Origin of the sequence: Streptomyces sp. NPDC047453 (assembly GCF_040643155.1) — a bacterium.
Classification (GTDB): domain Bacteria; phylum Actinomycetota; class Actinomycetes; order Streptomycetales; family Streptomycetaceae; genus Streptomyces.
Genome location: NZ_JBEYTS010000132.1, coordinates 1 through 9,392 on the forward strand (window position 1 = coordinate 1; position 9,392 = coordinate 9,392).

Genomic DNA, 9,392 nt, shown 5'->3' on the forward strand with positions numbered 1-9,392 from the left:
ACGACTCAACCTGCTCGACCGTCAACCCATCAGCACACAGTCACATCAACGACAGACGCCGTTGATCGTCACCCCAGATGCGGTTGCAGTACTAGGCCGAGTTCGGCGACGTCGTCCAGGCCATCGACGAACTCGACGCCGACGTCATCGGTCTGGAGGCCGCCCGCTCCCACACCGAGGTCGCCCGCGGACTCGCCGCGCACGTCTACCCGCGCGAGGCCGGACCCGGCGTGTACGGCATCCACTCCCCCGCGTCCCGAGCACCGAGGAGACCGCCGAACTCCTGCGCACCGGTCTGAGGGCCATCCCCGCCGAACGGCTGTGGATCAACCCCGACTGCGGCCTGAAGACCCGCGGTTGGCCGGAGACCCGGGCCTCCCTGGAGAACCTGGTCACGGCGGCGCGCACCGTGCGCGGCGAAGTGTCGTAGGCCTCCCCCCGACGCGTCACGTCCGCTCCGGCCGGCTCTCGGCCGGAGCGGGCCTGCGCCCACATCGGGGTGTTCCGCTGCCTTGTCGACGACCTCCCGGGCGCCGGCCCAGCGTCATCGCGATCAACCCGACCGGCATGAGCGCGATGCCCGAGGCGGCGATGCGCAACGCCAACAGAACAGAAGGTATGGCGAGATACAGCCTCACGACCCCTCCCCCCGGGCCGGACCAGCGCCGGACGCCCCCATGATCACGGCACCCACCGCATCGCGCGTCCACGCGCCTTCGCGCCCGCGAAACTCCTGGTCAGCCGGACAGTTGGGACGAACTCACACATCCGACCCCCGGGTGACCGGAGGATCTATTGCGACTAATATGCAAAAGCATTTGGCCAGCAGTAAGGATGTGAGGGTTCATGACCGTCCGACGGATACGGGCAGCCGCAGCGGTGGCGACACTCGTGGGAGCCGCCGCTTGCTCGGCCCCCGGTGGCGGTGCGGGCAGCGAGAGCGCCGCCGACTCCGTCGTGATCGGCGTGGCCTCCGAGCCGGACACCCTCAGTCCTCTTCTCGGCTACGGCAAGGACGGCAACTCCAAGATCTTCGACGGTCTGCTCACCCGGGACGCCGACATGAAGCTCAGGCCGGCGCTGGCGAGTTCACTCCCCCAGGTCGGCGACGGCGGCCTCACCTACACCTACGCGCTGCGTGACGGCGTGAAGTTCAGCGACGGCGAGCCGCTGACCTCCGCCGACGTGGTCTTCACCTATCGGACGATTCTCGACGCGAAGACCAACAACACCGCCCGAAGCGAACTGGACGCCATCAAGGAGGTACGGGCCGACGGAGACGACAAGGTCGTCTTCACGCTCAAGTACCCCTACGCGCCGTTCGCGGGGCGCACGGTCCTGCCCATCGTCCCTCAGCACATCGCCGGGCGGCAGAACCCCAACACCGGCTCCTTCAACACCAAGCCGGTCGGCACCGGACCGTACGTCCTCACCGGCTGGCGCAAGGGCGAGAAGCTCACCTTCAAGGCCAACCCCGCCTACTGGGACGGCGAGCCGAAGGTGAAGAAGGTGACGATGGCGATCGTCAAGGACGACGACGTGCGCGCCACCCGGCTGCGCTCGGGCGACCTCGACGGCGCGGTCCTGCCGCCCGACCTGGCCGCCACGTTCAAGGGCGACAAGGCGAGGGCGACGCACGAGGCGAAGTCCTACGACTTCCGGGCCGTCACCCTCCCCCAGCAGAACAAGGTCACCGGCGACCGGGCGATCCGCCAGGCGCTGGACGCCGCCGTGGACCGCGAGGCCATGGTCGACAAGATCCTCGACGGGGCAGGGCGCCCGGCCTATGGACCGCTGCCGAGCGACGACCCCTGGTTCGCCGAGGGCATCGAGCGGCCGCAGGACCTGGCGAAGGCCAAGCGCACGCTGGACCAGGCGGGTTGGAAGGCCGGTAACGGCGGCATCCGCGCGAAGAACGGTCTGCGGGCCTCCTTCACGCTCCTCTACCCCTCCGGCGACAAGGTCCGCCAGGACCACGCCCTCGCCTACGCCTCCGACGCCAAGAAGGCGGGCATCGAGGTGAAGGTGGAGAGCGCCACCTGGGAGGTGATCGAGCCGCGGATGAAGAACGACGCCGTCCTCGCCGGACTCGACAGCAGCGGCGACCCCGACTTCGGTCTGTTCACCCTGCTGCACTCGTCCCTGGCCGGCGACGGCTTCAACAACATGGGCCACTACGCCAACCCGGCCGTGGACAAGGCTCTCGACACCGGCCGCCGCAGCCAGGACACCGGCACCCGCGAGGCCGCGTACGACACGGTGCAGCGCGAACTCGCGAAGGACCCCGGCTACACCTTCCTCACCCACATCGACCACCTCTATGTGCTGGCCGACCGCTGGGACGGCCTGACCACGCAGGTCGAGCCGCACGAGCACGGCTTCGCCAGCGGCCCGTGGTGGAACCTCCAGGCATGGCAGCCGAAGAAGTGACCTCCCCGCTCTGGGCGGCGATGGCGCGTCTGGTGGGGCGGCGGCTGCTGTTCGCCGCCCCCGTCCTCCTCGTCGTCACCTTCGGCGTGTTCGCCATCGCCGCCGCATCCCCCTTCGACCCGGTCAAGGCGTACGCGGGCACGGCAGCCCTCCGTGCCGACGGGCAGACCCTCGACCGGCTGCGCGCCAACCTGGGCGTGGACCAGCCGTTCACCTCGCGCTGGTGGCACTGGCAGACCTCCGCGCTCTCCGGCGACCTCGGCGAGTCGAGCGTGCTGCGGCAGCCGGTCACCCAGGTCATCGGTGAGCGTCTGGTGTGGTCCGCGCTGCTGTGCGCGGTCGCCTTCGCGGCGGCCGTGCTGGCGGGCACCGTGCTCGGCGTCCTCGCCGCCCGCCGCCCGGGATCGCTGCTCGACCGGGTCGTCACGTCACTCGCCTACTCCTTGGAGGCGGCGCCGGTCTTCTGGCTCGCCCTGCTGGCGATCTGGCTGTTCGCCCTCCAACTGGGCGTGCTCCCGGCCGGCGGCCTCACCGACACCGCGAGCGAACAGGTCACCGCGGGACAGGTGGTCAGCCATGTCGTACTGCCGGCCGGAGTGCTCGCCGTCTCCCAACTGCCGTGGTTCGCCCTCTACGTACGCCAAGGCGTCGGCGACGCGCTGTCGGAGGACCCCGTACGCGGCGCCCGGGCCCGCGGGTTGAACGAACACACGGTACTGCTCGGCCACGCTCTTCGCTCCGGCCTGCTGCCGGTGCTCACCCTGATCGGCTCCCGCGTGCCCGAACTCATCACCGGCGCCCTGCTGGTGGAGAGCGTGTTCAGCTGGCCGGGCATCGCCGCGGCCACCGTGGAGGCGGCCACCGCCGTCGACTTCCCGCTGCTCGCCGCGCTGACCACGCTGGCCACGGCCGCCGTCCTCGTCGGCAACCTGCTCGCGGACCTGCTCTACGGACTCTTCGACCCAAGGGTGAAGTTCAGTGACATGTGACGTCCCCGCCTCCCGGGAAACCGTCTGGCGTTCGTACGGGACGAATCGGCGCTCCACCCGCACACTGCGGGTGCGCAGTTCCGCCGCGCTGGTCGCCGCGACCGTCCTCGCCATCCTCGTCGTGCCACCGCTGGTCCAACTCGACCAGCAGGCCGTCGATCTGGCCGCCAAGCTGCTGCCGCCGAGCTGGGCCCACCCCTTCGGCACCGACGACCTCGGCCGGGACCTGCTGCTGCGGTGCGTCTACGGACTGCGCGTCTCCCTGCTCGTCGGAGTGGCGGCGGCTGTGACGGCCACCGTCGTCGGTACCGCCGTCGGAGCCACCGCCGGTGCGCTCGGCGGCTGGGTCGACCGCGGGATCATGCGGGTCGTGGACACGGTCTCCTCCGTGCCCCACCTGCTGCTCGGCATCTTCATCGTCGCCATGTTCCGGCCGGGTGTGTGGCCGGTGATCGTCTCGGTGGCGCTCACTCACTGGCTGTCGACCGCCCGGATCGTCCGCGCCGAAGTCCTCTCCCTGCGCTCGCGCCCGTACGTCGACGCCGCCGTCTCCGGCGGTGCGTCCAGGTGGCGGGTGACCGTACGGCACCTGCTGCCCGCCGTACTGCCCCAGGCCGCGCTCGCCGCGGCGCTGATGGTGCCGCACGCCATGTGGCACGAATCGGCGCTGTCCTTCCTCGGGCTCGGACTGCCCACGCACATGGCGAGCCTGGGCACCCTCATCCAGGGCGCGCGGGGTTCGCTGCTGGCCGGACAGTGGTGGCCGACCCTCTTCCCCGGCCTGTTCATCATCGTCCCGACCCTCGCCATCGCCGGACTCGCCGGAACCTGGCGGGAACGGATCAACCCCCGCCGCCGATCGGAGCTGATGCTGTGACCGAGCGATCGCCCGTGCTGTCGGTGCGCGGACTGTCGGTGCGCTTCCTCATGCCCGGCGGGCACCGAGTCGCCGCCGTCACCGACGCGCACTTCGACGTCGCGGCCGGCGAGTGCCTGGCGCTTATCGGCGAGAGCGGCTGCGGCAAGTCCGTCCTCGCCTCCGCCCTGCTGGGCCTGCTTCCCGGCAACGCCGAGGCGGCCGGGCAGGCGATGCTCGGCGGCCTCGACCTGCTCTCGGCCGACGAACGGACCCTCGCCCGGACGGTACGGGGCCGGCTGGTCGGGCTCATACCGCAGAGCCCCGCCGCCCATCTCACGCCCGTGCGCACCATCCGCTCCCAGTTGGAGGAGACGGTCGCCGCATTGACCGGGGTCCGCGGCCGCGCGGCCGTACGCTCCGCCGCGCGGGCGGCCGCCGAACGCGCCGCGTTCCCCCCGGATCACCTGGACCGCCACCCGCACGAGCTGTCCGGCGGCCTGGCCCAGCGCGCCGCCACCGCCCTGGCCCTCGTCGGCGACGCGCCGCTGCTGCTCGCCGACGAACCGACCACCGGGCTCGACCGCGACCTGGTGGACCACACGGTCGACGAACTGCGACGCCACATCGACCACCCGGGCGGCTCGGACTCGGCGGGGCGCGGCCTGCTGATGATCACGCACGACCTGGCCGCGGCCGAACGGATCGCCGACCGGATCGCCGTCATGTACGCGGGCCGGATCGTCGAACTGGCCGACGCGGAGGTGTTCTTCGGCTCGCGCGGCCCCCGCCATCCCTACAGCCGCGGCCTGCTCCAGGCCCTCCCCGACCGGGCCTTCACCGCCATCCCCGGCCTGCCACCCGAACTCGGCGCCCTCCCCGAGGGCTGCGCCTTCGCCGCCCGTTGCGACCGGGCCGACGAGGCCTGCGCCGTACTGCCGCCGACAGCCGGCGAGGTCGCCTGCCACCACCCCCACCCCGCCTCGGCAACCGGCGAGGAAGCATCCCAGGGAGCATCGGAGGACGTGCATGCTTGAACTGCGCGCCATCACCGCGGGCTACGACCGGCGGAATCCAGCGGTACGGGACGTCTCACTGACCGTCGCGCCCGGTGAAGCGGTCGGCCTGCTCGGCCCCAGTGGCTGCGGCAAGTCCACGCTCGCCCGCGTCGCGGCCCTGCTGCACCGCCCCGACTCCGGCACCGTGCTGCTGGACGGCGAGTCCGTACGAGGGTGGCGCCACCGGGCCCCGCGCCCGCAGCGCACCGCCTTCGGCGTGGTCTTCCAGCAGCCCCGCCTCTCCGCGGACCCCCGTCTGGCACTCACCGACCTGATCGCCGAGCCCCTGCGGGCCACCGGCCGACGCGCCGAGGTGCGGGAGCGCGTCACCGAACTCGCCGGACGGGTCGGTCTGACCCCCGACCTGCTCGGCAGACGCCCGCACGAGGTCAGCGACGGCCAGCTCCAACGCGCCTGCCTGGCCCGGGCCCTCGTCCTGCGCCCCCGCTGGCTGATCTGCGACGAGATGACGGCGATGCTCGACGCCTCCACGACGGCCGCCCTGGTCGCGGTCGTCGAGGACTACCGCGCCGCCACGGGCGCGGGCCTCCTCGCCGTCGGCCACGACCGCACCCTGCTCCACCGCTGGTGCGACCGCACCGTCCACTGGGACACACTGACGGGCGCCGGCCGGGCGCACTAGGCGTCGTCGATCTGTTCGGGAGGCGCCGTCCAGATCCACCCAACAGTAGCCGTGGATATAGTAGCCATGTACTCTATTTATTCATGAGCAAGGGTTCACCGGGGCCCACACCCGGTTTCCTGGTATGGCGGCTCGCCACCAAGTGGCGCGTCGCGGTCGATCGCGCGGTGGCTCCGCTGGGCCTCACCCACGCGCAGTACTCACTGGTCGCGTCGCTGCACGGCATGCAGCGCTCCGGCGAGCGGCCCAGTCAGCGCCGACTCGCCGACCACACCGGCTTGGAGGCGCTGTACGTCTCCAAGCTGGCGCGCGCCCTGGAGTCGGCCGGCCTGATCGAGCGCACCCGCGATCCCCGTGACCCGCGCGCCGTACAGCTCGCCCTCACCGAGCAGGGCCAAGCCGTCACGCGGCAAGCCATCGCAGTGGTCCAGGAACTGCTTCAGCAGTTGCTGGAGCCACTCGGCGGCCTCGACGCCCCACGGACGCGCGCGTTCACCGACGAGCTGACGACCCTTCTCGACGCACCTCTCGCTCCACTTCCACCGAACGACGAGAGCCTTCAGGGGACGACACCATGACGACCACCGCATCCACCACCGCACCCGTCGCCGACGCCCGGGCCCTCGGCCTGGCCCACTACGCCGCCCGTGGTGTCCTGGAGCACGTCCTGGCCCGGCACGGCATCACGTTCCAGCAGCAGATCGCCCTGCGCGCCGCCGTCACCGCCGGCGCCCCGCAGACGCCGGACGATCTCGCCACCCGGGTACAGGGCTCCCTCAAGGCCGACCCGGCCGACGTCCGCGCCACTCTCGACGAACTGCGCGGCATGCAACTGCTCGTCACCGACGGCGCGCACCTTCGCCCCACGGACGCGGGGCGCGAACTGCTCGCCGCCGTCGGCGCGGAGACCGCCCCCCTCACCGCCCGCATCTGGGGCGGGATACCCGCCGAGGACCTGGCCGCCGCCGGCCGCGTCCTCGCCCTGGTCACCGAGCACGCCAACGCGGAACTCGCGGCGCTGACCGCCTGACCGCCTGACCACCCGATCCAACCACCTCGTTGACGCGTACGTCGGCCCTGGACGCGTCCGTCGGCCCTGAACCGTCCGGCCGGTACCGGCCACGGGGAGGGGCGGTCGGGCACCGGCGGAGTGGCGGGGTCAGATCTCCGGGGTGGCCTCGATGCGCTTGAGCGAGTGGCGCGCGAGGGCCAGGTTGCCGCGGGACCGGTCGAGTGCCAGGTAGAGGATCAGGCTCCCACTCCTGCTGGTCAGGGGGCGTATGAGGTGGTAAAGCGGACGCACCAGCCTGACCGCGCCGCCCACGCCGGCCGACCGAGGGCGGTTCGCGCGGACGGCAAACGCTTCAAGGGGCGTCAGGCGGCGGCGCGTTCGCCGACGGTCCGGCGGCGCTGGCCCGCCTGCTGGAGAGCCGGTGGCACGTATGCCTGGTCGAGCGTGCCGACATCGGTGCCCGACGGGACCGTGCACGCCAACGCCGGCGCCGTCCGTTTCGGCGCGGATGCCGTACGGCGCCCCCCTCGGCCGCGAGCTGACGGGTGAGGGCGATCACGCCGCCCTTGAACCGCGTCGACCCTGACCTGATCCATACGGACGGCTCCCGCGCCGACCTCCTGGCGGACGCCGACGGCGTCTCGGCCGGGGATCGGCGTCGCCCAGCGGTCAGAGGCTGGAGAGCAGGCCGTCGAGCGGGGCCGGGACCCGGTCGGGGTCAAGGGCCTCGACGAGGACGCGGCCGTAGTGGATCTTGCGTCCTTTCTTCGTTCCGAGGAAGCGCCTGAACTGCTGCTGCGGGGCGCGGCTCCGCTGAGCGGGCTGGCGCAGAAAGGTCCGCAGGGCACGCAGGTCGCCTTCCGCCCCGACGAGCTCCTCCACCCGCGTCACACCCAGCACGCGGATGAGCTCGTCCTCCAGATCCGCCGCGCAGACGAAGAAGCCTTGCTGTGCCGCACCGACCCGTTCGAAGCCGCGTGCGTAGTAGGAACGCTCCGCCTCATCGCACAGTCCTGTGAGGCGGAGGTCCAGGCCGGGTGAACCGAGAAGTCGGGCGTAGCGCCCGACGCTCATCGCACCGCCGATCGGCAGGACGCAGACGCCTTCGGCCGCCAGGTCCCGGCCGCGGCTCGCCGCCAGCGCGTCGACCGCCGCGACGTCGCTCGGTCCTTCGAGCAGGACGGCCGCCCGGACGGGCAGCCGCGCGGCCAGTTCGTGCACAAGGTCGCCGGAACCACCCGCCGCCCACGCGGTGACCGCGTCCCGGAACGCCCCCATGTCAGTCATGAGACGAGTCTCAGCCCGTTCCGGCCACAACGCGAGGGAATTTCCGCGTACGGCACCCGACCCTCAGCCCGGCCCACAGGCCCGGGCGGCGACCCGCGAGGCACATCTCAGCCAGTGCCGCGGCAGCACGCCGGACGATCCGCAGCCGATACCTTCAACACCCCGCCCTTTCCACGTCAGTTGACCAACCTGGTTCGCAGCCGTGTCCGCACCGCCGCCTCACCGACCGTCGGCAACCCGGCCGGTCGGCGAGGGCCACCGTGCGCGTGACACACACCCACCTCAACGTCCCGGCCGCCTACGAGTCACCGCCGGTCCCCGCCTCCGTCCGCCCGGCCCGGACGCCGTCGCCGTGTCCGCCGACCGGGTGAGGGATCGTCATGGGCTCGGCTTCGGGGCCTACCCCTGACCAGAGCGCGGTGGCCCGGTCCACGCCGTGATCCGTCCGGGACCCGCCTGTCCCGGTATGTCTGAGCCTTTCACGCCGGGATTTCCAGGCGACTCGCTGCCGCACGGGTGAGCAGACGTCAGAGATCACCTTGAAGGCCTAGTCGATCACCGACACGCCCAGCGTCCAACGAGGATTGACGTGCCGTCAGCATCCGGTAAGCCAGGCGTGCGGGTGCCCTGGGTCCCCCGTTCGGCTCTACAGCACCACCCCCTCCCAATGGCCCGAAATGACAGCTCGTGAGGCTTTCATTACGTTCGTTCACATGCCGACTGTCAAAGCCGGCCACTTTGAGACAGGAGCAAAAGCGACATGACCAAGACTCGTTCCAATGCCGTCGCCGCGGCTGTCGCCGCCGCTACAGCGCTCGTCGCGACCGGCATCACCTACGCCACGGCCGCCCCCGCGCCGGAGGCCCAGACGGCCCCGGCCGTCGTCAAGCAGGCACCCGCCCCGGCCCACGCCCCGATGGACGGCATGTCCGGACAGGGACAGGGACAGGGCAACGGGGGCGGCGGCGGTGGCGGCCGCGGCGGCAACGAAGGCGGCGGCGAGCGCGGCGGCGGCGGTGGCGGTGGCGGCCGCGGCGGCAACGAAGGCTTCGGCGAGCGCGGCGGCGGTGGCCACCGCGGCGGCAACGAAGGCTTCGGCGAGCGCGGCGGCGGTGGC

General features: G+C 71.9%; 9 protein-coding genes and 2 pseudogenes. 9 read left to right on the forward strand and 2 right to left on the reverse strand.

What is annotated here, in order from left to right:
* Positions 1–95 precede the first annotated feature (95 nt).
* From ABZ818_RS41365 to ABZ818_RS41400, 8 genes and pseudogenes are all read left to right on the forward strand, one after another.
* Positions 96–430 (forward strand): annotated as a pseudogene (locus tag ABZ818_RS41365) (5-methyltetrahydropteroyltriglutamate--homocysteine S-methyltransferase); the annotation flags it as partial.
* A 416-nt stretch (positions 431–846) separates the two neighbouring features.
* The gene (locus ABZ818_RS41370; RefSeq protein WP_361427103.1) at positions 847–2,430 is read left to right on the forward strand and encodes an ABC transporter substrate-binding protein; all 1,584 of its coding nucleotides are present in this window, start codon (positions 847–849) and stop codon (positions 2,428–2,430) included.
* A gap of 20 nt (positions 2,431–2,450) precedes the next feature.
* Positions 2,451–3,419 carry an ABC transporter permease gene (locus tag ABZ818_RS41375; RefSeq protein WP_361427123.1) on the forward strand — a complete coding sequence of 323 codons (969 nt, stop codon included), beginning with the start codon at positions 2,451–2,453 and terminating at the stop codon, positions 3,417–3,419.
* A complete protein-coding gene (locus tag ABZ818_RS41380) occupies positions 3,409–4,296 on the forward strand; it encodes an ABC transporter permease (RefSeq protein WP_361427106.1) in 888 nt (295 codons plus the stop codon). Before ABZ818_RS41375 ends, ABZ818_RS41380 begins: the two co-directional genes overlap by 11 nt.
* The gene (locus ABZ818_RS41385; RefSeq protein ID WP_361427109.1) at positions 4,293–5,312 is read left to right on the forward strand and encodes an ABC transporter ATP-binding protein; all 1,020 of its coding nucleotides are present in this window, start codon (positions 4,293–4,295) and stop codon (positions 5,310–5,312) included. The genes ABZ818_RS41380 and ABZ818_RS41385 overlap by 4 nt, the downstream gene beginning before the upstream one ends.
* A complete protein-coding gene (locus tag ABZ818_RS41390) occupies positions 5,305–5,976 on the forward strand; it encodes an ATP-binding cassette domain-containing protein (RefSeq protein WP_361427112.1) in 672 nt (223 codons plus the stop codon). The genes ABZ818_RS41385 and ABZ818_RS41390 overlap by 8 nt, the downstream gene beginning before the upstream one ends.
* Positions 5,977–6,059: 83 nt before the next feature.
* Positions 6,060–6,554 (forward strand): MarR family transcriptional regulator, encoded by a 495-nt coding sequence (locus tag ABZ818_RS41395; protein ID WP_361427115.1) that lies wholly within the window; start codon positions 6,060–6,062, stop codon positions 6,552–6,554.
* The gene (locus ABZ818_RS41400; RefSeq protein ID WP_361427118.1) at positions 6,551–7,006 is read left to right on the forward strand and encodes a MarR family transcriptional regulator; all 456 of its coding nucleotides are present in this window, start codon (positions 6,551–6,553) and stop codon (positions 7,004–7,006) included. Before ABZ818_RS41395 ends, ABZ818_RS41400 begins: the two co-directional genes overlap by 4 nt.
* 129 nt (positions 7,007–7,135) lie before the next feature.
* On the opposite strand, the gene ABZ818_RS41405 is transcribed toward ABZ818_RS41400, so the two are convergent.
* The gene (locus ABZ818_RS41405) at positions 7,136–7,279 is read right to left on the reverse strand and encodes a hypothetical protein (protein WP_361427126.1); all 144 of its coding nucleotides are present in this window, start codon (positions 7,277–7,279) and stop codon (positions 7,136–7,138) included.
* Between the two features lie 378 nt (positions 7,280–7,657).
* Positions 7,658–8,275 (reverse strand): TOPRIM nucleotidyl transferase/hydrolase domain-containing protein, encoded by a 618-nt coding sequence (locus ABZ818_RS41410; protein ID WP_361427120.1) that lies wholly within the window; start codon positions 8,273–8,275, stop codon positions 7,658–7,660.
* Between the two features lie 760 nt (positions 8,276–9,035).
* Here ABZ818_RS41410 and ABZ818_RS41415 point away from each other — a divergent pair.
* Positions 9,036–9,392: pseudogene (locus ABZ818_RS41415) on the forward strand (hypothetical protein); the annotation flags it as partial.

Coding starts and splice junctions, on each gene's coding strand:
- ABZ818_RS41370 (WP_361427103.1), top strand. CDS start 847: ATGACCGTCCGACGGATACGGGCAGCCGCAGCGGTGGCGACACTCGTG.
- ABZ818_RS41375 (WP_361427123.1), top strand. CDS start 2,451: ATGGCGCGTCTGGTGGGGCGGCGGCTGCTGTTCGCCGCCCCCGTCCTC.
- ABZ818_RS41390 (WP_361427112.1), top strand. CDS start 5,305: ATGCTTGAACTGCGCGCCATCACCGCGGGCTACGACCGGCGGAATCCA.
- ABZ818_RS41395 (WP_361427115.1), top strand. CDS start 6,060: ATGAGCAAGGGTTCACCGGGGCCCACACCCGGTTTCCTGGTATGGCGG.
- ABZ818_RS41400 (WP_361427118.1), top strand. CDS start 6,551: ATGACGACCACCGCATCCACCACCGCACCCGTCGCCGACGCCCGGGCC.
- ABZ818_RS41410 (WP_361427120.1), bottom strand. CDS start 8,275: ATGACTGACATGGGGGCGTTCCGGGACGCGGTCACCGCGTGGGCGGCG.